Here is a 26,086-nt window from a genome sequence, read left to right as displayed (position 1 = left end):
GAACAAAACTCCAGCCAACATCAATTTTACACACAACATGACCACACAAACATCTCCCCTCCAACGCCACCCCGCCAATCCAGTACTCCACGAAGACGACATCCCATGGGATTGCATGTCCGTATTCAACGCGGGCGTCTGCAAATGGGAAAATGGCTACATCATGCTCTTTCGCACCGACTCCGGCCCCCGCGCCCATCCGGATGCCTATCTGACTCGTGTGGGCCTAGCGCGCAGCCAGGACGGCCACAATTGGGATGTCGACCCGGAGCCGATTTTTGATCAACAGAAAATCCGCGAATGGCTAAAAAGCCAATATGATGTACGCTTTGGGGATAAAGAAGTCGTCCGTGTCTACGACCCACGCATCACGATGATCGATGCTGAGGCCTACTTCTGTTTCGCAGTCGATACACATCATGGCATTCGTGGAGGCATCGCAAAAAGCACCGACCTGCGCAACTGGGATCTCCTCCACATCACTTTACCCGAAGATCGGAACATGGTGCTCTTTCCCGAGCGCGTGAACGGTAAACTCATCCGACTCGACCGTCCTTTCCCCCTCTACCTGCGCGGCGGTCGCGAGTCCTTTGACATCTGGATCAGTGAGTCTCCCGACGGCATCCATTGGGGCGAACACAAACTCCTGCTGGCTGCGGAAGAAATTCCATTCGGCAACGCCAAGATCGGCCCCGGTGCGCCGCCAATCCGAACTGAAAAAGGCTGGCTCACCACCTTTCACGCCGTGATGAAACATGAAGACAAAGAACTCTTCACATGGAGTGAAGGCACATGGAACAAAGAATACATTGCCGGCCTGATGCTGCTCGACCTCGAAAATCCAGCCAAAGTCATTGGCATGAGCAAAGAGCCGCTGCTACGTGCCGAAGCCCCTTACGAACTGGAAGGCTTTCGCGGTTCCGTCATCTTCCCCGGTGGCTTCATTCTGGAAGACGACGGCATAGTCAAAATGTATTACGGCGCAGCCGACACCGTCGTGGCCCTCGCGGAAGGTAAGTTAGAAGACCTGCTAAATACGATCGAACCGCTGTAACAAAGAGCGGCAGACTCTGCAAACAGTCAGCCACGGATTGTTTCAACCTTCAACACCGTCTAGTCTTGAAGCGAAGTATCCGTATAACTCAACCAGTAATGCCCAGGAGGCGGTGGGCCGTATTCAATGATTTCAGACTCCGTGTAGGTATGCCGCATCCCACTCGGCGAATACACTACAATCCCAGTCATGCGCTCGTTTGGCCGCAACACGGAAACGTCATCATACAGAATGTTCCACTGCTCTGACTCCTTCTCGGCGACTCGTGTGAAAAACCGCCGCTTATGGTCCAGTTTCGGTTGCATGAATTGCACCGCTTTCGGTGTAATCGAAAAGATACCACTGCCGACACTGGCAGCGATCGGCAAGTGCCCCAAATTAATGACACGCACAGTTCCCGCGGGAAAATCCTCCTCGCCGTCCGGGTAATAAGTTAATATATACTCACCACTCGCAGTCGCGGCAACGACCACTAAAACGCTTTCGACAGTGTCGCTCACCTTCACCTGAGCAATCGCCTCATACCGAGTGTGCGCCTGCCCCGAATCATCGAGAAAATGGATTTCTTTATACACGTCGCATGGCCTGTCCGGTTCAACATCAAAGGGCGGACTGATCGCATAAGGGTATGAACTAACAGATCGATACTCGCCATTGTCCTTAATCACATATGCCGCATCCGATTCGTCTAAAATCAAAACGCGGACTGCCACCGCTGCTGTCTGTGCCGCTGCAGCACTCACAGAAAAACTCATCAACAAAAAGCAGCAAAGCGCACGAGGCGGAAACAAGACATTCATACTATAATTCATCTTCAGTTAACCAGCGAATAGAGATAATTTGATATTTCCGACCGAAACTTAGGTTGTCCGCATGCAACGCCGAATCCACTGCGGCATCGCCTCCTTCGCTCGGCGGCCGCACATAGTCTGGCAAACGCTGCACCAGCGCTTCACACCAAGCTCTGGACTTCACCGACGACGAAACTGGATCCAAGACATCACCATACGTTCGAATGCGAAAGGTATCACTCCGCGCGGAGAGATACTGTCCGATGCGAGAAAGTACGTCCCCCTGTAATACATGGCCTGGGAAACCACTAATGAAGGAATCCAGCTTATATGCGCTGTCCTCCATAATATTGGCATCGTCTAATGTGGGTTTATCAAAGATTGTGTCCACACGCCCATCGTTCACCGCAACATCCAGCGCGGATTGCAAGGCTCCCTTTAAGCCCAGCCCGTATGTATCATTTCCGCTGGACACTAAGCGACGATTCACAAAATCCGCCATGGAAAGAAACGGCCCGCGTAAAACAACTTGTCTGACCATTTCCTCAGACAGGTCTTGAATCTCAGCAGCCGTCAAATTGCGAAAGCCGGCCCAGGCATTCTCGTTATTCGCCGTCGCAGCCGCATTCGATTCTCCAATACGTTGCAAACTACGCGCAAAGGGCGCCGTCAAATCCGCACTATCCGCCTCATCTCCTAACGGCACACCACTCAAACTGGCGAACCAGGCCTTCCATGCTTCCACCGAGGTGGAATTAATATTAAAGGCCCCCTTAGACATCAAATTCGCTGCAGCCATACGACTGTTCTCTGAACGGCTCGGATTACCGTCACCTCGAAATTTTGTTTCATCGTCATGCGGAACCTCGGTCTGACTACGAAAGGGCTGATAGCGATGATTGACCAACTGATCGTTATCAAAATCGAAATCTCCAAGTGCCGGATAGGTCGAAAAGTAGAACCGGTCCCACAGCGCATCATTCCATAAATAGGAACCATCATAATGATATCCAGAATACCCCGCGCCGAAGACTTGATCACGCGCCACACCGGGATTTGGATACGAATTCGATAGCGTGTAATTGCCCTGCCAGGCTTGAACCGTCGTCGCATTCTGCACGTTCGCCCCGTACAAGGCTTTCATACTGGAATAGCCCTGCCAATTGATCCGATCGACATAAGCCATCGTATTGAAGTGCTGCAATTGTCCCAACGAGCTCAAGCCGATCCCCGGTTCGGGATATTCATAAAGCAAATTGGTAAACCCCAGGTCACTGCCGATGCCAGGCGGCGGCGCGGTATCATAACTACTCACACCTGAATTCACTGGGCCCCATCGCACATTGGTCAAACTACCGCTAGGCCGCAGCAGATTCGCGCCGATATACTTCTCATTCCCGGGGAATCCTGTTTTTACATAGCCCCGTGCCCACTCTTTTAAGTGTGTGCCAGATGTAAAACCATGAAAGCCAGTGATCATGGACATCCGGTAATTTTGCTGCAGAAAATAAGCGCGTTGAAAAGTGCCCTGAGACAGGTCCTCCAGACGAAAATAACTGCCCCCTCCCGCTCGCAAGCCCGAATCAACAGGATATACCAAAAAGACATTACTGGAATCATCGCCCGTCGAGGGGTAATGCGGCGAAACCGAATGGACTAAACGGCGATCCCCCACTATTGCCTTTTCCGCAGGGTCATAGTCTAAAAACAACTCGGTTAAAATATGTGCTTTGCTAAAAAACAAAGCCGCATGTGTCGTCCCGCTCGGAATCGTCACTCCGGTATCATATACCAAATACGCCGATGGGTCATAATCGTTCACCATGGTCGCTTGAAATGCCGCCTGAGCATTGGCACCTGAGGGGATCAAGTCACCACTGACTTGTAGACTGAATATCTGTGCTTCGCCGGGCGCCATGCCCTCACTCTGTAAAATCATTTGAGCGCTCCCAAGACCTGCTCCGGCCAAGCTCACTTGATTCGTATTGGAAAACTCCGCGACCTGCGGATCATCAACATTCGCAGGTGTGCCAAACCGAACATAGGCCGTTTGAGAATCAGTGAACAGCACCGTATATTGGGCAGGCGCAAGTGGCACTGAGTATGGATTGACCAAGACCACTTGTGGAATGATTTGTAATTGAACAGTGCTCCCCACATTCAAATTATAAAACACTTTCGCCTGACTCACCATAGGCCCAATACCACTTTGTGTGGGCGATTGGAGTCGAGGAATAACCGCCCCCGTATTCGTGTAGGCACCAACCGGCGTATCCGTGCTCAAATTACCCGCATTGTGATAGGAGCCAAGCATCTCCCAAGTCGGCGTATACGCCATAATTCCAGGAGCGACGCTATATTGCTGCCGGCTATCACCATAGCCGGTATCGCTTGGCACCTCCGCATATGGAGTAGTCAAAGGGTTTAAAAAGCGGTTCGAACTCGCCGTTGGCTCAATTACGAAGTAGCCATCCGCAGCATTCACCTCATAAGCCGCAGCTGCTGCAGATTGTAGCGACGCGATATCCGGTTGCCCGAGAATGTATGAGAGGTCTCGCTTCAAGCCTCCGTGTTTCACATCGGCCAATACTCCCCATGAGCTTAGAGTGAGATCATGGAAACGTGAATCGAGCTCATCCATATAAGCGGAATCATTATTGAGAAATGCAAAATCACGTAGAAAAAATATATCCGCCAGGGCTGGATCATTGGGCGTATAGAATGGAGCCAACCCATCTGAACCATCGGTCGTCATCGCTTCAACTGCCACACGTTGCGCCGAGGCGGCACGTCGCAATTGATCGGAAGGCAAGGCAGACCCCGTATATGGGTCCACCAAATTCGCTCGCGCCTTCACTCCCTCATCACCGACCCACCAAGCATAACTACCACGTCCCGAATCGCCTAAATCTATCTCCATGATCGGTGCAGTCACCGCACGATCGATCGCCTCGCCCCCCCCAGTCGCATTTCCATCGGGCGTCACCAGTAAGGCATAGCGCTGCCCACCACTCCCAAGTATCGTATCCGAAGGTCGACTTGTCGCATTTAAGCCAGTCACCTGATCCGTCGGATTATAATCGATCGCGCCTTCATTGCCACTAACCAACCAACTCAACAGGCTTGGCTGCGCATTGTATCCCTCGGGGTTTTCAGGATCATAGGCCGACGTGTTCGTATTGCGCCATACCCCCGTCCATTGACGATTTCGCTGCGCCTGCCAATATGTATCTAACTTCGCCTGAACCGTCGCCCCATCCTCTCCACTCTGCAAGTTCACTGATGCGGGCAGCGATACATCAGCCCGCCCCGTCACTCGCTGATCTGGCCCCGTGTGTTGTTGCAATGCGCCGAGTGCTATGTTCAGCCCGAGCATGGCATTCTGCTTCGCCTCCAACTGGCTTAATGAATCACTCGCCAGTCGCGTCTCCACTCGAACAAAAGCTGTCAGACTTAACAACAATAACAGGACAAATGAAAGAATCCCTAATGATATAATGAGGGCAAAACCACCACTTCGATGGCTTCGACTCTTCTTTACACATAAATGACTGTGCTCAGGGATGAACATTTATACGATCAACTTGAGTGTGGTGTCCGGGCAATGCAAGAAACGTTTGAACATAGCCATTAACGTAAACGATCCAACTTGAACGACTTCCCACCCAAGGCTTCCTTGGCTTGTTTGCCCCAGAAAGGAGTCGGCTCATAAGTCCAATCCTTGAGCATGCGGGGGCTGGCTCCGGGGTGAAAGCACCAGGCGGTCCAGTTCAATTGATACTTCTGTATCAAGCCGAGCATCGAAGGCACCCAGCTGTCCCAATCTTCCTGCTGCTCATGCGGCATGAAGTCCATTTTCTTAGCATCTGCACCGACCTCCCCGACCAAAATGGGATACTTTTCCGCGACATTCAGAAAGCTCTTTTGCCAATTGCTTTTCCATGGATAGACGTGGGTCGAATACATGACGCCATTCCCCCCATGATCATCCACCGCAAAGCCATTGAGGATACCGGAAAGATCATAGGCATAATCCAAGCCCCCGACGATGACGATATTCTGTGCTCCGGTCTCACGCACCGCGTCGACCAAGGCCTGCATGCCGATCGACTCGAAGCCACGGGCGTTTTTCTTCTTATCCTCTTCACTGAGGAAGGCATCTTCATCCCCCTCTTTTTGCTTTTCCGCCACGAAGCCACCATTGCGCCAGACTTCCCAACTGGTTCCGTGCGGCTCGTTCATCAGGTCGAACAAAACTGCCGGATGATTTTTATAGATGCTTGCGGCCTCCTTCCAGAAGTCCGCATGGACTTGCTTCGGTGAACGGTAGCGATGCAGATCGAGGACCAGGTAAGCACCACGATTGGCCGTCATGATGACCGCATCGTGAATCAACTGCTTATACGCCTCCCCATCTTTACCAAACCAGTATTCTTCCTTCACCGGCAGACGAATCACATTGCCATTCCATTCATCCAAAACGACCTGGATCGACTTTAAAATATTCTCCCCTCTCGGGTTCCATTCCATGCTGGGAACATTCGAGCCCTGCAGCCAGACTTCCCTGCCCTCTGCGTTGTGCAGGCGATTCCCTACCACATGTAACTCCGATGGCCAGTTTTCGGGCTGCGCGGCTTCTGCATCCACATGCAGGAAGGCGCGCATCTTATCTTTCTCAGCCTTGGCCGCCAACAAAGGCGCCGCATCGACCGGCTTCAGCACCAGGTTGTCCATATCCATGACGCCGGACTTCACATTAAACAAAGCAGGCATGAACTCAAGAGCGACGGCATCTTCCGGAACCAATAAATTGCGGCTGCGGTGCTGCCATCCATCCGTCGATTTCTTACTATATACATCGCCCCCGCCGCTGAGCTTTTTACCATTCGCATCGAGGAATTTCAACATGACACGGGCATCATGCCATGGCTCAGTGCCCTGCTTAATATCCGTAAGCCTCCAGTCAAAGGAGAGCTCCAGCGCCTGCACATCTGCCGATAGATCAATGACAGAGTAATACATGACCATCTTTTCCGGATTGTCCGAATGTAGACGTAAATAACGATTCCCCGCTTCGGTCTCGTAGGAAAGCCGATCCTTGAGCTTGCCCCAATAATCGGGTCGGCCGTCGTTGTTCCCATCTGCTTCCAAGCCGCCGTTAGCGATCAAGCTAGCATTTTCCGCTAAAACCTTGGCGGCCTTGCGCTGGCGTTGCTCCGTTTTGGCACGCGTCTTCTCTGCGTTCTCCAGCTGGGCGGCTGCGGCGGCCTCTCGCAGTGTCCTTGCATCGATCGGCCGCATCTGCAGATCGTCCAAGTCAAAGACACCCGCCTTCACATTAAACAGGCAAGGCATGAACTTGAGCGTATGCGCGCCCTCCGGCACCAGGAATGACATCTGCTTTTCCACCCAGCCATCGGTATCGCGATTACTATACGCGGGGCGCGGCTGCCCTTTTAACTTATTGCGATCCGCATCCATGAATTCCATCATGATGCGGGCATCAAACCAGGACTTTTCCCCACGCTCCAAACCAGTGACCCGTTGCTTCCAGCTAAATTCCAAAGCTTCAACTCCCTCGGGCAATCGAAGCTCGCGATAGAGCATCAGCATTTTACCAGGCTCCTGACTGGTCATGCGAATAAAGTAATTGCCAGCCTCATTTTCCCAGCTCGCTCCTGCGGGCTGCGGCCAGCCATCCGGCCAGGATTCAGATTCGGATTGCGGAGAGAAGTCTTCCGCGATCACGCTTATTTGAGCAGACAAATGAACAAAACTCGCAAGAGCTAGAAACAGATAAAGCAATCGATTCATAAGGGATATTAATGAGGGGAATGGATTGAATGTGACGGAACTAAACAAAGCGAGTTCAAGCCACAGGCGGGGTCAGGAGAACCACCTTATAAACTCTTAAGATAAGAATGATCTCAAGTCAGGGCTAGTGCAATAGGTTGCCCCAAAGTGCGATAAGGAAACCTATTGCGGAGACCTGAACTTTCACCGCCAAGCATTCAGGCTCAGAGTGAGACTGAATGACGCCCCTCCCCTTTATCCATTCTCAATATGGCCTTTAAATTCAAACAAGCAGGCTTTGCCGACATCCCCGAGAAAGACCGCATCCCATTTGGTCAGAAACTCGCTTTCGCCATGGGCACCAATACCGAATGGATTGGTAGTTCCCTGGTGACGAGCACCCTATGGATGCCCTTCTTCAACATCGGGCTGGAGATCAGCCCCATTGTGCTGGGCATCATCCTGATGATCATGCGAGCCTGGGACGCGATCTCCGATCCTTTGGTGGGTAACTTCTCGGACAATGCCCGCACCCGCTGGGGGCGGCGACGTCCCTTCATTTTTCTCGCATCCCTGACCACCGCTGCGCTCTTCCCCTTCATCTGGAACTTTCCCGAGAGCGTCATCAACGGCAGTTCCTGGCTGGTGCAACTCGCGGACTATGTGCCCTTCCTGAGTGATGAACTGAGTAATCAGGATAAGGCATCCTTTGTTTATCTGACGGCGATCGGGCTCATTTACTTCACCAGTTTCACCTGCTGGTCGATGCCTTACTACGGCCTGCAGTTGGAACTCACGCCCAACTACGACGAACGCACGCGCTTGACCGTCGTCATGACCTTTGTGAGTAAAATACTCTCCTTCTTCGCCGGCTGGGCCTTTGTGGCCATTGTCTTTGTTGGCACCATTGCCAAGGGCGACATGAGTAGTCTGGAAGGCAAGCCGCAATGGATTCAATCAATGGTCGCGGGCATTCAGCCAATGCTCACCGGCTTCGCCGGAGATCATTTGGACGACAAGCCGATCGTTTTGGGCATGAAAATCCTTTGCTGGTTCTTTGCACTCTTGCTGCTGATCTTCGGCGTCATGCCCGCGCTCTTTGTCAAAGAGCGCTACTACGACAAAGAAGCCAGCCAGCAAAAGCCCGAATCTTTTTGGAAGAGCATCAAAGAATCGGCCACCTGTAAGCCGCTGTGGTCGCTGATCAGTGTGTCGTTCTTTCTCGTCATGGGCTACGCCTCGATCGGCGGGCTGGGTACCTACGTCATTATTTACTATGTATGTGATGGTGACATGCTTCAAGCCGGTGTGATCACCGGGCTCAAAGGATCTGTCCTCGCAGTCACCGGAATCGCGCTGTTGCCGTTTTTCACCTGGCTGGGCGAGAAACTGGATAAGCGCAAAGCGGTAATAATCATGCTAGGCACCTGTATCTTCGGGCACCTGCTCAACTATTTCCTCATGACGCCGAGCATGCCCTATCTGTTAATTATTGCCGGCTTCTTTGAATCCACTGCAATCGGAGCGGTCTGGCTCTTTTTGCCCTCCATGAAAGCGGATGTGGCGGACTGGGATGAAGTCGATACCAAGCGCCGCCGCGAGGGATCGATCAATGCCTTCTACTCTTGGTTCATTAAGACATCACTGGTCGTCTCCATGGGGATCGGGGGTGCGGTGCTCGAATATTCCGGCTATGACGCCAGCCTAGACCATCAGGCCGTGGCAGTCGTGGATAAAATGTTTCACCTATATTTAATTTTACCAGCCATCATGTGGGGCGTGGCCTTACTCTCCATCTGGTATTATCCGCTGAGCCGTGAACGAGCAGCCAGTATTCGTAAAGAACTGGAAAAACGACGTGGCTATGTTTAAGCTACCGCATTAAACAGTTTAACACGCCGTCAAGTAGAAGACTCTAAATAATGACTTACAAACGAATACAAAGCTACAGCCTGGGAATCCTACTTGCGCTGCAGATGTTCTCAACGCTCCACGCAGCAACGATCCCGGCGAACGCCCCCAACATCCATTACAGTGGGCGGATCGATGACTCAACCCCCGGCGAAGTTGTGTTCGCCTACTCTGGAGCCCGCGTGCGCATGGCCTTCGAAGGCGAAAGCATCGGGGCCTACATCGATGATCTGCATAAGAAAAACTCACTCATCGTATTTATCGATGGCCAGCGAGGTGAGAAACTGACGCTAGAGGGCAGTGGCGGCTACTACGAGTTGGCAAAAGATCTCAGTCCCGGGCCACACACCATTGAACTAGTCAAAGCGACCGAAGGCAATATCGGTAACATTCGCTTCAAAAGCTTTGAGCTAAGCGAGGATGGCAAAAGCCTGCCCTGGCCGACTCCGGAAACCCGTCGTATCGAATTTATCGGCGACTCGATCACCTGTGGCTATGGCATCGAAGCGGCCGACCCGCACCAAGCCTTCAAAGCTGAAGAGGAAAACTTTTGCGACACCTACGCCTTCCACGCCATTCGAAAGCTGCAGGCCGACTATTTGGTCGTCGCCCGCTCCGGAATCGGGATACTGCGCAACTACAACGGCCCCGCGGACGGAAGTGAGGATAATATGCCGGCCATCTACGAGCGAAGCCTGTTCAAATCCGAACTCCCGAAGTGGGATTATAAGCGTTTCACACCAGACGTGGTTGTATTAATCTCTGCACAAACGACTTCAGCACCACTGGGCCCAATGTCCTCAAATTCGAAAGTAATTACACTGAATTTGTGCAACGCATTCAGTCCCAATATCCAAATGCCAAAATCGTGCTGCTACTCGGACCGATGACCAATGACCCCCAAATCAAAACCATCCTTGAGCGCGTTGCCTCGGAAACCAACAAGCCAAACAATCCAGTCTCATTTTTTGAAATGTCGGCACATGGAAAATACGGATACGGTGCCCATTACCACCCCTCTAAAAAACAAGCCGCAGTGAATGGCGCCGAACTGACGAGCTATTTACGCCAGCTCATGGGATGGGATTAAGCGCAGGCGTATCGTGCCCGTAAATCTCTGCCATGGAATTGACTCCCCTCTTTCCTCAAGAAACTAACCGACGTAATGGAAGAGAGCTCCTGGACATTACCGGCTCATGTCTGGGAAGAGCCTGCTGGCAAAGATCCGATGATGATTGATTTGTTTGCGGCCGAAACTGCCAACAATTTTGCAGAATGCTCGTCACTTTAGGATCACTGATTCCCGAGGAACTGCATACCCCAGTGAAGCAAACTGCCGAAAGCTGCAGCGCCATTGGTTTTTGGACAAAAAAAGAGGCCGCCTGAGCATTACGGATCACTTCGAGCTCAGCCAGGCCGGCAGTTTTGAATCGATCGTCATCGCACCCGCCGATACCCGCCAGGAAGGCAACGATGCTATCATCACCACCGAGCATGCACACATCCGTATTCAGCCCAGTCCCGGCACCCGGATTCGCGCCATTGAAGCCTGCACCTACAAAGACCATCAAGGCAAGAAGGACACTGTGCAACGCATTCGTCTTGCCTCAGATCAAGACAGCGCCAGCGGCTCGCTGTCGTACACGGTTCTAATTGACTAAGGCTTCAACTGAGACTCCCTGATCATATAAGAGGAAAAGCAGCGTAAAGAACTACTTGTTACTGATATCCCGAGCGGAACGTGCGCCCTTGATCTCATCCTCGCCACGAATAATTCGATAGGCCCCCTTAAAATCGCGCACATAGGCTTTAAGCTCCGCCTCGCGCTCCTTACTGACATTCTCTGTTCCTGACAGAAAAAGCACGACATTCAAGGAAGGCGCATTCCCCCTCTCTTATCATAGATCTCTTCAACCAAATCCTTCAGGTAATCTTCGACATTACGCTCTTCAATATAATACGCAGGCGGATAAGGCTCAGATACCGGAGGGTTCTTCCATTTCAAACCAAGTTCTTTAGCCATAGCATTCACACTTGTAAGGCTATAAACCTTCGGCGGCAGCCCATTTTTCTTACGCTCGGCATTTAATTTCTTATTAGCCTCTTCCACCTTTTTCCGCATTTCGGGAACTTCAGCAACATAAGCCGCACGCGCGGCAAGGTAAGATGGGTCATTCAAACGTTTCTCTTTTGCTTCCTTAAATTTTGCGGATTCTTCAGGAGTCATATAACGCCGAATCCTGCTATAGCCACTATGTGAACCAGTAATAAAAAAGACGGCATCGACGTTCTGCTCTAATGCTAATTGAGTCAAATAGGTCGTGCCTCCGTTTCGCTGCACATTCCATTGCACATAGTCAGGGGAATACACCCTTCCCCGTGCACTGCGGCCTTCTTTCGTATCAAACTTTTTCGGGTCCGAGTGATCAAATGTTTTGAGCGCTGCAAGCTTCCCCCTTTCAGCCCGACATGATCGACAGCTGAATTAACCGGTGCGATCCATTGAATCAATTCTTGCGTCACTTCAGAACCAGCTGGAATCAACCGGGGCTTGAAAAAACGTGTCCGATTGCCATCAAACAAAATCACGTTAAACAAGGTGCCTGCCGATAAATTACCCACCATATCGGTAATCTCATCTTTGATCACCCGATAACTCCGCAGGCCTCCTTTATTATCAGTCACCATATTCCGATGGGCATCGATAAAAAATAGTATGCGCTCTGCACGTGTCTTGAGTCCAAACACACTTACATCCGACATCCCCAGTCCTATTGAGCCGCGAGTTCCCCCCAATAGAGAGCCACCTCCTAGATTTCCAAGACCACTACTTACCGTAAAACTTTCACTCATCGAAGGTAGATTCACATCGACTTGTGCAATCGCAATATTGCCCAATTGTCGCATTTTCAATCGATTCATCGCCTGAGGTTGTGGAGCAGCTTGAGGCTTAATCTCAATTCTCACATCCGGCGGCGGTGCTTCCTCGACTACGGAGGGGGGCTCTTCAAATTTAGCTTCGTCAGGAACTATGTACCTATACACCGTGAAGCTGCCCAGAATCACTCCCAAAACCAAATGCGCCAAGCCACTCACAACCAACACCTTCAACAGCATCGGATTCATTTTCTTTTTAGGTAAAGGCATGGCAACAGACATTAAAAATAAGTAGAATGACTAGATATCATCATCCAGCCATCGGGGTTACTCACTCACCTTGAACCAAAAGACTAAGACAACAAAGCGCAATATTGCGCAACTAATTGCGTTCATGCGAGCACACGAGTCAACAGCCATTGCCAGCACCTAACTAAGTAAACTCCGATGCACTCAAGAGATCACGACCATCTGATGGCAAACTAGCTTGGGGACGCGAAAACGGATGGAGCCACCGGACTCCGTAAACTCAAGCTCCGTCCCCTCCGGCTGCAAGCTAACTGCTTGCACTGGTGCTTCCAACTTCAGCTCAACCTCCAAGTCATAGAGCGGCAACAACTCCTCGATCACTTCGTAGGACTGCTGCACACCCGAAGCATTGCCGCCGTGTAGTTCAGCCGCGCCGCCGCGATTGATGGTGTTGGCAAACAATAAATGTAAGACATGCCGCTGCTGCTCCGCTTGATGCATCAAGGACACCCGCCCCGTGGAGGGCAAACCTGCGACAGAAACCCTGCGATCTTCCCCTAATAATTGTGCCAATACCTTCTCGAAATACTGCCGTAGTGCCACCTGACCATAGGAACGATAAATCGAAAAAATCGGATGCGCGAGGTAGACAACATTGCCCTTACGCACACCGCAACTATAACCGGAAGCTTCAGCCCGATTGGGCGTGTGCTGATGACTGCAGAAGTGATTAAACTGACGATTAAAGTACGGATCAAAGATCTCCCCCAAGGACTCGCCATCCTTCACTTGAACACGACGACTCTTGCCATACATCACCATCGGATTGTTAACGAAATCTGCACGCAGATCGGACTTAGGCAGTAGATAGTCGGGACCATACTCAGACAATTCCCCCACTTCGCCACCGACATCAAACAACATCCCACGCCCGGAATCGATACCACTGTCTCCGGTCAGCATTAACTTCCCCCCCGCTGCGACAAAAGCCTTCAGCTTAGTTTCCAAATCGGGATCGACTTCCACATCATCCGGTAAAATCAACAATTTGTAGGGCGCAAAGTCCATGGCTGCATCCAACACATCAAACAACACATGCGATTCCAGCAGCATACGTCCCGCTCCCGTGTCCGAGGCGCGCTCCCGACCATTCTTCAGAAAGCTCTCCGCACCACGGATCGATCCACTCAACAGTAGCCCCACATCCGCCACGTTGCGCGCGCCTTGCACATACGCCTCCTTCTCGGCTACGTCGCGATAAGCCTCTCCGATGATGCCATAAGTGCTCTCATCCAAAGTGCCTTCCGGATGTAATTGATCCCCCACACTGCATTTTGCCCCATAGGCCAACATCGCACAACACTCATAGCGCAGTGCGTTTGGATGCTTATAACCACCAAATTCACCCCAAGTGGTATGAAACTTCCCCGTCATACCGAGGTAATCCATATCCAGTTGATGCACATACTTGGCCGACATCGGGAAGTGATCATAGCCCCACCCCCCCGTTGGCAAGCTCTCCAATTCCAAATGACTGAAGAACTTTAAAATGTCGCGATAGCCCGGCGTCACGTGTCCGCTATTGTGAAAGATCGGCATCTTAGGATCGATCGAACGCACGGTTTCCGTCACACGCTGATAATACTTCATCAATCCATCCAAACGACTCTGACGGCGATCTTCCGGCTTCAAAGGGTCCAGTCCCTTTGCCTGCATGTGCTCCAGCGCCCACACCGAACAATCTTCGTTCTGACTAATAATGTCCAAGAAAATTCCATCCGCATGGGGGAATAATTCCATGACCTCACGCACCTGCTCACACAGATAATCCAGATAGGGAGAATGGAAGCTAAGCATCTTAAAGCCTGCCTGTAGCGGCGACTTCGTCCACCCCGAATAACTTCCGTCCGGTGCGATCTCGCGCCATTCCGGATGCTCCTCCGCAGCCATATTATGCACCCCTGCAGTCAGATAAATCGGCACATTAATATCAATTTCCTTACAAGCATCAAACTGCGCTCGCAGCAAATCAAAATCCAAACCGGGGTGGCGTTTGCCGACCTTTGTATTGTAATAGCTCCAACCGTGGTGACAGGTCGCAAAGGTGCTGACACTATTCACCGCAGCACGCTTGAGCGTTGCCTGATACGCGGCCTTATCAAAGCGTGAACCAATGCCAGCAATGGCGCCAGAGGTATGAAAATCAAGGTGAATTTGTCGAAAACGAAGCGGAGTAATCATACAGAAAAATTTGCATATAATCACAGTGCTGCAAAAGCAAAAACGCTTGTTCCACAGCCACTATTAGTGGTATATTTTCACCGCCCAAGAATATGCGAAGGCCGCCTGTGATATTATAGAGTTCGTCCACATCTCCTTTAACACTCGATTCTAGCCAGCATAAACATCGCCTCTCAACCGAATGCCCCTTGCCTTCTAAACTGCAAAGGTGTCATTCGAGTTCGCTTTTTGAACCAACTATTGAAATGCGCCGGCGAAGAAAAGCCCAGTGAATAGGCGATCGCTTTCATACTATCATGATTCGCGAGTAATGCGTCTTGCGCCGTTTGTAGTTTGCGTAAGTCAATATGTTGATAAAGCGTATGCCCCGTCTCGGCCACCATCAGTCGTTCCAAATGGGGCAGACTGAGAGAAACTCGTTTCGCAATACTGGCATTAGTCACGGATTTCCCCAGCTCATAGATATCCGCAGAGTTAATCATCTCCATCGCTTGCGCCACTCGAGCGTTGCCCTTCCCCATGACCTGCGGATGAATTCCCTTCACTTGGAGCACCGCAGTCAACTCAAGCAGAAATGAGCGTAAAGCATTTTGTGTAAGCATGTAATCGCGCATATCAAGTACTTGCTGCAAACGAAGAAAGCCCGCGTCCACGTGCCGCGCCATTAAAGGAAGTATTTTACGTGCCTCACGCTCAAGCCGTGGGGCCTCAGTCGCGTCAAAGATGCACGGAAGCCCGTCATCATAGAGCGCTTCGCCGGTAGGCAGTTGAAAGCGATAGGCAATCGAGAGTAACTCGCAATCAACACTGAACTGTTGACGACGTCTCCCCTGCTTAAAAATAAGCCACTGCCCAGGATCCGCGCGGTGCTCCGCATCCGTACTAACCCCGACTTTAGCCCAACCTTTGATAACAAGTGCCGCACTCTGAAAATGATAATCCATACTGTCGATCACTTGCGGCAGATCACCCTTTTTCTGATACGCCCAAAGCAGCTGAATCCGTAGACTGTTCCATTGCTCCAGTCTGTATTCAGGGAAGCAGCTTGGGCGAAGAATGTTCATTATTTGATATATAATGTGTAATATAGGATAGCCTGTCGATTTGATTTTCTGCTGACGATACCAAATCCTTTTTAAATGAATTCCAGACTCGAGTCCAAAGAAGAAAAGGTAGACGTATGCGTCGTCGGAGGTGGCATGACCGGATTGATTGCAGCAGTGGCTGCAGCAAGGCGTGGCGCCAACGTAGTATTGATCCATGATCGTCCCGTATTAGGAGGCAATGCTTCGTCCGAAGTACGTATGTGGATTTGCGGCGCCCACGGACACCACCGCAAAGAGACCGGTATCCTGGAAGAGATCCAATTGCTCAACTTGACGAAATCCCAACGGCAACTATTCCACCTGGGACTCGGTCCTGCTTGAATTTGCAAAGATGACGCCCGGCCTCACGACCTTACTCAATTGCACATGTAACGATGTGACGATGGACGGCAATCGTATCACCAGCGTAAACGCATGGCAATTAACCACCCAAACCTGGCACAGCGTTAAAGCCGACATCTTCATCGATTGCTCCGGAGATTCCATCTTAGCTCCCCTATCTGGCGCTGAAGTGAGCTGGGGACGTGAGAGCCGCGAAGAAACCGGAGAGCCAATTGCCCCCTTGAAATCGGACCTAAAGACAATGGGCAATACCATCCTACTGCAGTTGGAAGAAACTGCCGAGCCACAGGACTTCACACCGCCCGAGTGGGCCTATGTCTTTGATGAAGAATCCAACCTGCCCTCACGCGTGGCGAGCGGCTTTGGCCACAACTTCTGGTGGCTGGAGATTGGAGGTCTGAAAAACACAATTACTGACGCAGAAAGTATTTACGACGAACTCGTTAAGGCAGCCTGGGGTATTTGGGATTATATGAAAAATCGCGGCCCACAGGCGGAGAAGCTGCGCAACTGGCGCTTACGCTGGCTCGGCTCACTTCCTGGAAAACGCGAAAATCGACGCTATGTGGGCCCCCACGTGCTAACTCAAATGGACATCGAGACAGCAGGTAAATTTGACGACATCGTCGCCTACGGCGGTTGGAGCATGGACGATCATCACCCTGCAGGATTGTATTACCCTGGCAGCGCGACCATCTTCCACCCGGCCCCTTCCCCCTATGGCATTCCGTTTCGCTGCCTGTATTCAAAAAACATTACAAATCTGTTCTGTGCCGGGCGAAACATTTCAGCCACCCACGCGGCCCTGTCTTCCACCCGTGTGATGGGCACCTGCTCTCTATTGGGGCAAGCGGTGGGCACGGCCGCCGCACTTTGCGTCGAACAGCAATGCTTACCAGCTGAGATTAGCAGTCAGAAAATACAAACGCTACAGACACGCCTGATGGAAGACGATTGCTGGTTACCCGGCAAGACCCGTCCACTCTGCGAGCTCATGCAAGCCGCACAGGTCAGCGGCTCCAAAGGCGAATCGACGGACGTCCTACTCGACGGCCACGAGCGCGAAGCCGACAAACAATCGCACGTATGGACGGGCCCCATCGGGGCATCCATCGAGCTCAAATGGAAATCACCACAGGAAGTGGAATGTCTGCGCCTGGTCTTTGACAGCAACTTAAATGATGATAAGCGCATGCCTTGCCGTTACGGACTGAATGACGTTCCTGTGCAGGTGCCTACGGCAATGGTTCGCTCCTTCACCGTAGAAATCCAAACTAAACAAGGTGACTGGATAGAACTCTGCAAAGTGGATGCGAACAGGCGCCGTCTCTATGTCTTACCCGTGGCGCAAAGCGTCACAGCCATTCGCTGGACAGGCCATAGCACCTGGGGCGCTAGCGACTTACGTGTCTACAGTATCGAAGCGAGCTCCACAGTGATGCCACTCTCACAAGATCCCCCAGGCGGCAAGCGCTGGGTCGACCTCATTTCAGAAATACCCGCCGAAGATCTCGCCGAACCAGACCACGGACTGGAACACAAAGGGCACGGATCGTCCCGAGTGGGCGCGTGATAGCCTGTTCCAGAAATTTCCGAATAAGAAACACTTGTTTATAGCAATAATTGGTGGAATATTTTCACCATTCATGAATTGGTTGCAAACATTAAAGGCCCCGCCACAGATCCGACAATTGACTCGTGGCATACATGGCCACCAAGTCGCCAAAGAGACCTACGTGCTCCCTCAATTCTGGTCGCTTCACTTTTATGAATACTATGGGCGAATCGATTGTGTCGACCAATGCTACGCACTCGAACCCGGTGCTTGTTCGATCGTGCCTCCGAATATTCCAATCACCTTTCACTACCAAGGGCCTTCCGAGCACTTATATTGTCATTTCCAACTGCCTGAAAACTTTGCCCATGAAACACAAGCATCGCAATTCATACACAACGACGCCAGGCTTCCCCAACTCAAAAGCTTACTGGTTGGCGCAATCCCTTTAATAAGAAGCGCTCCCATGCGGGCCAACTTAAGGCTATGGGAAGTATTATTGGGCATTCAAGACATCTTAGTGAATGCCGACAACTCGCCGAATAACCAACGAGTTGTCGCTACAGCCTGCGAAATTGTCACACAGGAAATGGGCACATCTCTCACGATACATGAGCTGGCAAAGCGCTGCCAAATTTCTCACAATCAATTGACCCGTATCATAAAACAAGAAACGGGGGAAACCCCAGCCATTTGGCTACGGCGAATGCGCACAGACCGCGCAAAAGAATTACTCAGCTACTCCGACCTACCGATCAAAGTCATCGCTGCCGAAGTCGGCTACCCTGACCTCCAGCATTTTAACAAAGTCATACGACAACGTTTCAATCTCAGTCCTACACAATTAAGACTGCAAGTAGCACAAGTTTAATTTACTGATCCGTGCGGAAAGGCGTCACTGGTAGACCATTGCGATCTTGTAAGTTCGCGACAGGATTGATGGCCCAAGCGTAGCGTACAGCCACTGGATTCTCGATCAGTTCACTGGACACTTCGACTGTATCTTTGCCTACAATTTTGGCATCGGCCCAGACAAATTCCTGATCTTCACCCGCGATGCTAAAGCCTTTCACTTCTTTGACATCGAATGCATACAAGCCCTGATCGATATGGTCGAATTTCACTGTCACGGTATTGCCCTCAATTGACATGGAAGCATAGCGTGGGCTGTCACTGGCAATATCATAGCCGTAATCTTTGGCCAGAGCATGCCGCACTAGACGGTCGGCCACCGTCTGCTTGTCACGTGGGTGAATATCACGTCCTTCCCCCGCATCAATGATTACAGCTTCCCCGGTATTCGGCAAAGAAAGCGTCATGGTTTGCGCCTCGCGCAGATACGCCCAACTGCTATCCGTAGGTTCCGAGTCTTCCGACTGAAAATCAGCAAGTTGCACCCAATAAAACGGAAAATCGCCCTGATCCCAGCTCTCTCGCCAGTTGCGAATCAATAAGGAAAAGAGCTCATGGTATTGTGAAGCACGGCCTGAGTTCGTCTCGCCTTGATACCAAATCACTCCGCGTATGCCATATCCGGTCAGCGGATAGACCATGCCATTATAAATATTGCCAGGTCGATGTTGATTCTTGCGCGGGTCACTGGGCCAGCGTTTATGCGGCTCAGGCTTGCCCGCGGCCTCCCAAGCGCGAAATTCTGCGATCTTTTCGGCATGCACTTCATCCGTGTAATCCGCTGTGCGCTCATCCCACGATGTGATATAGTCATCAAATGTGCCCTCCGCAGCCAATACCTCACGTGGCACCCACGCTTCGGCTGCAGAGCCTCCCCATGCATTATCAATCAATCCAATCGGAACATCTAAAGCATCATTCAAACGCTTGCCGAAAAAATACCCCACCGCAGAGAAATCGGCAACCGTAGCTGCCGTAGCCACTTGCCATTCACCCTTAAAATCATCCTGTTGCACTTGTGTGCCATTCTTAGCGACCGTGATCAAACGAATTTGAGGATGGTTGGCTGTAGCCAATTCCACTGCTGCATGGTTGGAATTCTTCACCGACCATTCCATATTCGACTGCCCGGAACAGAACCAAACCTCACCAACCAGTACATCTTCAAATTGAAGCGTATTTTTGCCCTCAACACTCAAGGTGTAAGGACTGCCCACCGCCAAGGGCTCAAGCTCAATTCGCCATTGCCCAGCATCATTGGCCACAGTCGTATGCGACTGATCCCCGATGGTAACTGTTACAGACTCGCCCACATCGGCAGTCCCCCAGACGGGGTTGCTCTGCTCTCGCTGGAGCACCATGTGGTCTCCGAAAATGCTCGGCAGGCTCACATCTGCATGTGCCGTCAAGCACAGGCAAGAAATTGACAGAATTGCGGGGATACGAGAGGTAAACGTCAACATAAGCTAACATGCATTAATGATCTTCTCCTACAGGTGAAGCTTAAAATGCCACAGGAATGCAAAGTAACTTCGATAAAATTTAAATCCCACTCACGAACGTCGCACCAAAAGGCTAACTACTTCATAGGGTGAAAAACGAATCATCGAATTCACAGACATTTGCTTGGATTCACTAATATCTGTTTGAGCGAGTTCGTAGCCATCCACCAAGTGAACTTGGATTGTGCCACGACGTCCGGCGACTTCGTGTAAACGCAGCACATAACCATCCTCGGTAGGCTTAACCCAATGCGGCACCAAACTCTCGCCACCTTCGATCGATTCAATGACGGGGGCGATAGCTTTGCCAGTGTAGGCTACTGGACCGGTAAAGAATGTGTCTGCAATGGATGCAGGCTGACGCTCACGCGGCAACTCGGCATCATAGCGACCGATGGCTAACTTAATCTGATGCGAACCGATATCGCTATAGGGCGATTCTATCTTCAAGCGCGTCAAATGAGCTGGCCAGGCATTCCCATGCATTTCGAACCCGGTAACACGGGGGCTGCGCACCAAACTCAAACCTACTGAACCTTCACGCACAGTCGCACCGTATTTCGATTCGGTCGTCAGAAAGAGCCCCTCGCGCTCGCCTTCATCAAACACAGCGAGGTACCGACTGAAAGGCACTTCCCACTGAGCTTCGGCTGGCATGCCATCTGGCACTTGCTTGCGCAAGACACTGCCATAAGGAATGCCAAAGCGCGCATTGGTGGCGGCATACTTCGTCGGGAAAAGCAGCTTAAGTAAGGACTGAGGCTCCTGCCAATCGAGATCCACTGTGACTTGCACCAAGGGGCTCCCCGCTTCCAACATAAAAGTAACAGTCGCTTCGCTGGACACACCGATCTTACGCGTCACCGCGATTCCCGCGCGGTGCGCGCCCCCGTCAACGGCAGTGATACTTGCCTTGGCCTTGCAGACTTCTCCCAGGCTCAAAGTCTGACGGTCAATGTCCCAGGCTTCGAAATACGCGGCATGATCTGGATAGAGCATCAGTTGCCCCAGCGGACCGGACAGCGGCACCTCAACGCCTTCCCAACTGAGTTGATCGATCCAACCAGAAGCATTGACACGGAACTCAACCACACCGTTGGAAACCTTCCGGCCCTTCACTTCGACTGACGCCGGAGCATCCTGAATCACCGCTTCGATCAGTGAACCACTCAAGGGCGGCAAAGTAACAAAAGCCGACGCGTCCGGCCTATCGATCCACTTTGAGACTTCCACGGCATGTGGATTAAAAAGGCAATCGTCTCCCTTAGCAGTAAGTGCCTTCTCCGCTTCCGCTAGCTGTTTAGCAGCATGCCCATCCAATACCGGTAAATCTTCCATATACACATCCCAAACTGAGCTACCGGGGATGTAATCATGGAATTGAGCAAACACGAGGCGCTTCCACGAATCCTCCATGTTCCAAATCTTACCGGTGGCCGCGGCCACGGCCTCGGCCACCTGCATGGCACGCTCCAATCCACGGAAGCTGGCCTTCAAATTGCCATGTGTAGTGAATGTACCGCGGTGATACTCCAAGTAACACTCGCCCTGATGCACGGGCAATTCGTCACGCACCCCATTCAAACGATCAAAGAAAGCTTCCGGTTGATCCCATTCCAGGTCCGGCATACCGGGCAATGCACTCAATCGGCGCGCCCGTTCCAACATGTCATCAGTCACACCGCCTCCCCCGTCACCGTACCCCGTGGGCAGCAAATACTCCCCATGTATGTCCGCTTGTTGATTGGCTAACATCGGTGCTTTAACATCGTTGACCTCCACATGAGTCACGTAGCCGGAATCCTGAGTCACATGTGCCAGAATCTCAGAGCCATCATTTCCACGCCAAATAAAACTACTATAAGGGAAGCGGTTAATGGCGTTCCAGGTCATCTTGGTGGTGAAGAAATACTCTACCCCCGTCTGTTTCATAATCTGAGGCAAGCAGGCCGAGTAACCAAACACATCCGGCAACCAGGTGAGCTTTGACAAAGCTCCGTTGATCGCCTCAAAGCCTTTTTGACCAAGCGTAAAACTGCGGGCCAGAGCTTCGCCGCAAGCAATCATCGTATCGGACTCCACATACATGGCCCCCGTGGCCTGCCATTTGCCTGATTCAATGCGCCCCTTGACGCGATCATACAAGTCAGGCTCACGTTTCGCCACAGCTTCGTAACTAGCCGGCTGACTGTAAGCAAAACGGTATTCAGGATACTCCTCCATCAAGCGATCTGCCGTGGCGAAAATGTTAACCGCCTTAAGTTCACCCATCCGCTCGGGCCAAATCCAAACTAGGTCGAGGTGAGCATGCCCCGTCAAAATGCACTTAGCGAAAGTCTTGTCCATCTTCAGCTCCTGATAAAGCTTAGCCAAGCAGCGACGCATCGCAGGGATTCCCTTTTGATCGAGCTCATTGGCCGCATCCTCCAACCCACGTAATATCCGACGGTAAACCGGCGTCGCTTTATTCACCGAGGCTTGCTGTCCAAAACAATTAAGTGCCGCCGACAGTTGTGGATTTTCTCGCTGACGCTGATCCATCGCCAAATCAAAGAGACACTTTAGATCGTGGTAAGCATTCCATGCCACGTCGTTACGCTTGACGACAAAGGCCCCCTCGAAATAACTACCTGCCGCATCCATACCATTGGCTTCCGGATGCCAGATCGCACTCTGGATGCAGCTCGACTGTAGCCAAACTTCTGTCGTCCCTTCGGGCAAACGGCAACGAGAATGAGCGACATTGAAACCGAAATACGCCTGACCATCCACATAGAGCGTCGCCTCGCCTTGATCCTTCCATTCCATCCAAGTGTTGCCGTCAGCCGCCTGCGACAAAGTCACTCGACACCAACGTTGATCAAAGAGCTTCCCCCAGAACGAACAAGGCTTCACTTTGCGGCGCTTCAACTGCTGCCCCTCAGCCAACGAAAGCTGCTGGGCTTGTGCACGCGAGGCTTCGACCTCGACGGCTTGACGATCCGTCCAAACGGCTGCTTTGAGACGGTTCACCGTCGCTTGAATTCGATTAAGAGTCAGTTGGGGGAGATGATGATTTGGAAGCATAATTTTGTAAACACAGTATATCATAAAGCCAGGCCTCAGGTCTTGCGATGCAGCTACAATTTATTACGCCTACTTGATGCATAAGATTTCTACAGCAGAGTGGCCTCAGGCCTATGCCTGCACCTACGAGGCCTACAAATATAACTATCTACCCGCTCCCCCCGTGCACTGCCAGGACTACCATGAGTTCTTCTGGATTGAAAGCGGACGCGGTTGCCACCTGCTCAATGGCGAGCGACGCCTGATGGAAGTCGGTTATTTCGCACTCATCCGGGCCGACGACTCACATGGCTTTTCTGCATGGGATACAAACGAGCACGTCGGCTTGATTAACTTCGCCTTCCCCTCTTCACTATGGGAAAGAATCCGTGATCAATTCTTTGCCGATAAAGTCTGCTTCTTTGATCACCCATCCATTGAAAAGCGCGAGTATCAACTCAGCAGCGACGACAGGGAACGTTTGCGACAGATGGGCAACGACCTTGCTGCGGGCCACTGGAACACAACCAATGCAGCGGCCTACCTGCTCGGCGTGCTGGCACTCCTCGACAATCGAGACCGAGAAACCAGCCCTTACCCTGCGATGCCAGAATGGCTCACGCACGCGCTACGACGAATTGAGACCTGGCCCAACTTCGTTGGTGGTGTGCCAGAATTCATCCGCATCGCTGGCCGCAGCCATGAACACGTCAGTCGGGATTGTAGGCGTCTATTGGAAACTACGCCACGTGAAATCGTCAACCGCGCCCGCCTCAAGTGGGCCTCGATGCAGCTCGAAACCTCACAAAAAGAGATTCTAGAAATCGCCCACGAATGCGGCTTCGAAAATCTCGGACACTTCTACAAACTATTCAAAGCACACTACAAGAGCACGCCACGCCAATACCGCATAAGGAACGGAATCTCACAATTCTCTTAGAGAGCGTCAAATCAATCGTAAAGCTAATCAGAATTTAGCAGCGTGAGCTTTTACTTTTAGAATAGCAAAATTACTCTGCATTTGACGCGAGATTAAAGAATTCGGCGAAGAACACTATTTCTCTATCTAATAGTGAATCATAGCGGCTTACTCTATCCCCGCATATACCTTCAGTGGGGCGGCCCATACAATGAAACCAAGCAGTCCATCTGCGATAAGATCACGACAGCGCAACTTACAGGATGTAACGTGTTCAAAAACTAATAAGCGCCTACCTTTCTTAAATTTCTTATCGCGATAAACAGTTTTTCATTTGAGCTTATGATTTGAATCGCGAACTGTGAAAAAAGAACGATGCAGTATCTACTCATAAATATGATGTCGATGTAACGATCATCACTGCCCCCCCATTTAAGAAAGAATAATGAAGCCATTTTCCTGTCTAAAAGCGCTCCTCTCATTAGTCATAGCTAGCCTATGCAGCACTACAATACTCCAGGCCGATGCCGAATCTCACGACGACGCGGTCGAGTTCATCCCGCGCGACGGACTGCCCAATTTCTTTCAAAAACTTGCATCAAATCAAGAAGTCACCGTTGCTTACCTCGGCGGTAGTATCACTGCGCAAACCGGATGGCGAGTGCTCAGTCAAAAATGGTTTGAAGAACAATACCCACAAGCCAGTGTCACAGGCGTCCACGCAGCCATTGGCGGCACTGGTTCTGACTTGGGAGTCTACCGGGTCGAAAATGATGCGCTCGCCGCGAAGCCGGATTTACTCTTCGTAGAATTTGCGGTCAATGACGGACGAGCCAGTGAAGAGAATATCACAAAGTCAATGGAAGGCATCGTTCGCAAAACATGGAAGGCAAATCCGGAAACAGACATCTGCTTTGTTTACACCATGACCGCAAGCAACTCCAAGGCGCTCGCAAAAGGCAAGCGTATGCGCTCCGCTAGCGTGATGGAATCAGTCGCGTATCATTACGGGATACCCAGCATTGAATTAGGCTATCAGGCCGCCCTCATGGAGATGGAAAACAAACTCGTCATGAAAACCAGTGCACCGATGACCCGCGTTTCCGGCGACGAAATAGACGAATCCGCAGCGATGGCTACCGACGCAGAAGGGCGGATCATCTTTTCCAAAGACGGCGTCCACCCCTACCCCGAAACAGGCCATGTCCTCTATACGGAAGCACTGATCCGTTCGCTCAAGCAAATCCAAAAAAACACTGCCAGAGCACCTCACTTACTGAAATCGCCTATCCGTGAAGATAATCTAGAAAACGCTCAACAGATTCTTCTCACTCCCCAATACCTATCCGGGCCCTACACCGACCTACGTGCCGCGGGGAACACCCGTTTCCAAAAAGAGCTGAAACAGCTCTACCGCCTCGAGCCAGGCGCTACGCTTTCCTTCAAATTCAAGGGCACAGAAGTCGCACTCTACGATTTACTCGGCTACGACAGCGCTAAAGTTGAAGTCACACTTGATGGTGAAACCACTACCAGCACGCGGATGGATGGCTATTGCACCTATCAACGCCTCGCCAGGCTAAAAGTCGGCAGCGCGCTCGAAGATACCATTCACGAAGTAACGATTCGTGTGCTAGACGAGCAACTGAACAAAAGAAATATCCTCTTCGAAAGAAATCGTGGCGACTACGACAAGAACCCCGAGAAGTATGCCAAACTGCATTGGAATGTAGGCGCAATCTTCATCGTGGGCGAAATACTGGACTAGAAAGCTATTCGAATGCACCTT

General features: G+C 51.4%; 20 protein-coding genes. 10 read left to right on the top strand and 10 right to left on the bottom strand.

What is annotated here, in order from left to right; genetic code table 11:
* The first annotated feature begins 37 nt into the window (after window positions 1-37).
* Entirely contained in the window at window positions 38-1,054 is a 1,017-nt protein-coding gene (locus tag SH580_RS00375) for a glycoside hydrolase family 130 protein (protein ID WP_319833018.1), read from the top strand.
* A gap of 59 nt (window positions 1,055-1,113) precedes the next feature.
* On the opposite strand, the gene SH580_RS00370 is transcribed toward SH580_RS00375, so the two are convergent.
* The 3 genes from SH580_RS00370 to SH580_RS00360 form a co-directional block, all read right to left on the bottom strand.
* A complete protein-coding gene (locus tag SH580_RS00370) occupies window positions 1,114-1,854 on the bottom strand; it encodes a hypothetical protein (protein ID WP_319833017.1) in 741 nt (246 codons plus the stop codon).
* A gap of 1 nt (window position 1,855) precedes the next feature.
* On the bottom strand, window positions 1,856-5,305 hold the full coding sequence (locus SH580_RS00365) for a hypothetical protein (RefSeq protein ID WP_319833016.1): 3,450 nt from the start codon (window positions 5,303-5,305) through the stop codon (window positions 1,856-1,858).
* 170 nt (window positions 5,306-5,475) lie between these two features.
* Complete coding sequence (locus SH580_RS00360) at window positions 5,476-7,659, bottom strand: glycoside hydrolase family 5 protein (RefSeq protein WP_319833015.1); 2,184 nt, start codon at window positions 7,657-7,659, stop codon at window positions 5,476-5,478.
* A 249-nt stretch (window positions 7,660-7,908) separates the two neighbouring features.
* Between SH580_RS00360 and SH580_RS00355 the strand changes: the two genes are divergently transcribed.
* From SH580_RS00355 to SH580_RS00340, 4 genes are all read left to right on the top strand, one after another.
* Window positions 7,909-9,510, top strand: a complete 1,602-nt coding sequence (locus tag SH580_RS00355) for an MFS transporter (protein ID WP_319833014.1) — start codon at window positions 7,909-7,911, stop codon at window positions 9,508-9,510.
* A 50-nt stretch (window positions 9,511-9,560) separates the two neighbouring features.
* Complete coding sequence (locus tag SH580_RS00350; RefSeq protein WP_319833013.1) at window positions 9,561-10,439, top strand: SGNH/GDSL hydrolase family protein; 879 nt, start codon at window positions 9,561-9,563, stop codon at window positions 10,437-10,439.
* Window positions 10,436-10,639, top strand: coding sequence for a hypothetical protein (locus tag SH580_RS00345; protein WP_319833012.1), 204 nt, complete (start codon window positions 10,436-10,438; stop codon window positions 10,637-10,639). Before SH580_RS00350 ends, SH580_RS00345 begins: the two co-directional genes overlap by 4 nt.
* A gap of 271 nt (window positions 10,640-10,910) precedes the next feature.
* Window positions 10,911-11,210, top strand: coding sequence for a hypothetical protein (locus tag SH580_RS00340; RefSeq protein WP_319833011.1), 300 nt, complete (start codon window positions 10,911-10,913; stop codon window positions 11,208-11,210).
* A 51-nt stretch (window positions 11,211-11,261) separates the two neighbouring features.
* On the opposite strand, the gene SH580_RS00335 is transcribed toward SH580_RS00340, so the two are convergent.
* From SH580_RS00335 to SH580_RS00315, 5 genes are all read right to left on the bottom strand, one after another.
* Window positions 11,262-11,414 (bottom strand): hypothetical protein, encoded by a 153-nt coding sequence (locus SH580_RS00335; protein WP_319833010.1) that lies wholly within the window; start codon window positions 11,412-11,414, stop codon window positions 11,262-11,264.
* Between the two features lie 5 nt (window positions 11,415-11,419).
* Window positions 11,420-11,863: a hypothetical protein gene (locus SH580_RS00330; RefSeq protein ID WP_319833009.1), complete on the bottom strand. Its 444-nt coding sequence runs from the start codon at window positions 11,861-11,863 to the stop codon at window positions 11,420-11,422.
* Window positions 11,860-12,696, bottom strand: coding sequence for a hypothetical protein (locus SH580_RS00325; protein WP_319833008.1), 837 nt, complete (start codon window positions 12,694-12,696; stop codon window positions 11,860-11,862). Before SH580_RS00325 ends, SH580_RS00330 begins: the two co-directional genes overlap by 4 nt.
* Before the next feature lie 183 nt (window positions 12,697-12,879).
* Window positions 12,880-14,916 carry a beta-galactosidase trimerization domain-containing protein gene (locus SH580_RS00320; RefSeq protein WP_319833007.1) on the bottom strand — a complete coding sequence of 679 codons (2,037 nt, stop codon included), beginning with the start codon at window positions 14,914-14,916 and terminating at the stop codon, window positions 12,880-12,882.
* Window positions 14,917-15,089: 173 nt separating this feature from the next.
* Window positions 15,090-15,980: a helix-turn-helix transcriptional regulator gene (locus SH580_RS00315; protein WP_319833006.1), complete on the bottom strand. Its 891-nt coding sequence runs from the start codon at window positions 15,978-15,980 to the stop codon at window positions 15,090-15,092.
* 75 nt (window positions 15,981-16,055) lie between these two features.
* Between SH580_RS00315 and SH580_RS00310 the strand changes: the two genes are divergently transcribed.
* The 3 genes from SH580_RS00310 (at window position 16,056) to SH580_RS00300 (ending at window position 18,790) form a co-directional block, all read left to right on the top strand.
* Window positions 16,056-16,343: an FAD-dependent oxidoreductase gene (locus SH580_RS00310; RefSeq protein WP_319833005.1), complete on the top strand. Its 288-nt coding sequence runs from the start codon at window positions 16,056-16,058 to the stop codon at window positions 16,341-16,343.
* A 10-nt stretch (window positions 16,344-16,353) separates the two neighbouring features.
* On the top strand, window positions 16,354-17,937 hold the full coding sequence (locus tag SH580_RS00305) for an FAD-dependent oxidoreductase (protein ID WP_319833004.1): 1,584 nt from the start codon (window positions 16,354-16,356) through the stop codon (window positions 17,935-17,937).
* A 73-nt stretch (window positions 17,938-18,010) separates the two neighbouring features.
* The gene (locus SH580_RS00300; protein WP_319833003.1) at window positions 18,011-18,790 is read left to right on the top strand and encodes a helix-turn-helix transcriptional regulator; all 780 of its coding nucleotides are present in this window, start codon (window positions 18,011-18,013) and stop codon (window positions 18,788-18,790) included.
* A gap of 1 nt (window position 18,791) precedes the next feature.
* On the opposite strand, the gene SH580_RS00295 is transcribed toward SH580_RS00300, so the two are convergent.
* Together SH580_RS00295 and SH580_RS00290 are read right to left on the bottom strand one after the other, a co-directional pair.
* Window positions 18,792-20,294 carry a sialate O-acetylesterase gene (locus SH580_RS00295; RefSeq protein WP_319833002.1) on the bottom strand — a complete coding sequence of 501 codons (1,503 nt, stop codon included), beginning with the start codon at window positions 20,292-20,294 and terminating at the stop codon, window positions 18,792-18,794.
* A gap of 90 nt (window positions 20,295-20,384) precedes the next feature.
* The gene (locus SH580_RS00290; protein WP_319833001.1) at window positions 20,385-23,399 is read right to left on the bottom strand and encodes an alpha-mannosidase; all 3,015 of its coding nucleotides are present in this window, start codon (window positions 23,397-23,399) and stop codon (window positions 20,385-20,387) included.
* Between the two features lie 76 nt (window positions 23,400-23,475).
* Between SH580_RS00290 and SH580_RS00285 the strand changes: the two genes are divergently transcribed.
* Complete coding sequence (locus tag SH580_RS00285; protein ID WP_319833000.1) at window positions 23,476-24,318, top strand: helix-turn-helix transcriptional regulator; 843 nt, start codon at window positions 23,476-23,478, stop codon at window positions 24,316-24,318.
* 424 nt (window positions 24,319-24,742) lie between these two features.
* Window positions 24,743-26,065 (top strand): SGNH/GDSL hydrolase family protein, encoded by a 1,323-nt coding sequence (locus SH580_RS00280; protein ID WP_319832999.1) that lies wholly within the window; start codon window positions 24,743-24,745, stop codon window positions 26,063-26,065.
* Window positions 26,066-26,086 lie beyond the last annotated feature (21 nt).

The organism is Coraliomargarita algicola (assembly GCF_033878955.1).
GTDB classification, from domain to species: Bacteria; Verrucomicrobiota; Verrucomicrobiia; order Opitutales; family Coraliomargaritaceae; genus Thalassobacterium; species Thalassobacterium algicola.
The sequence above is the reverse complement of the archived record's forward strand: the minus strand, read 5'-3'. Positions and strand labels throughout refer to the sequence as shown.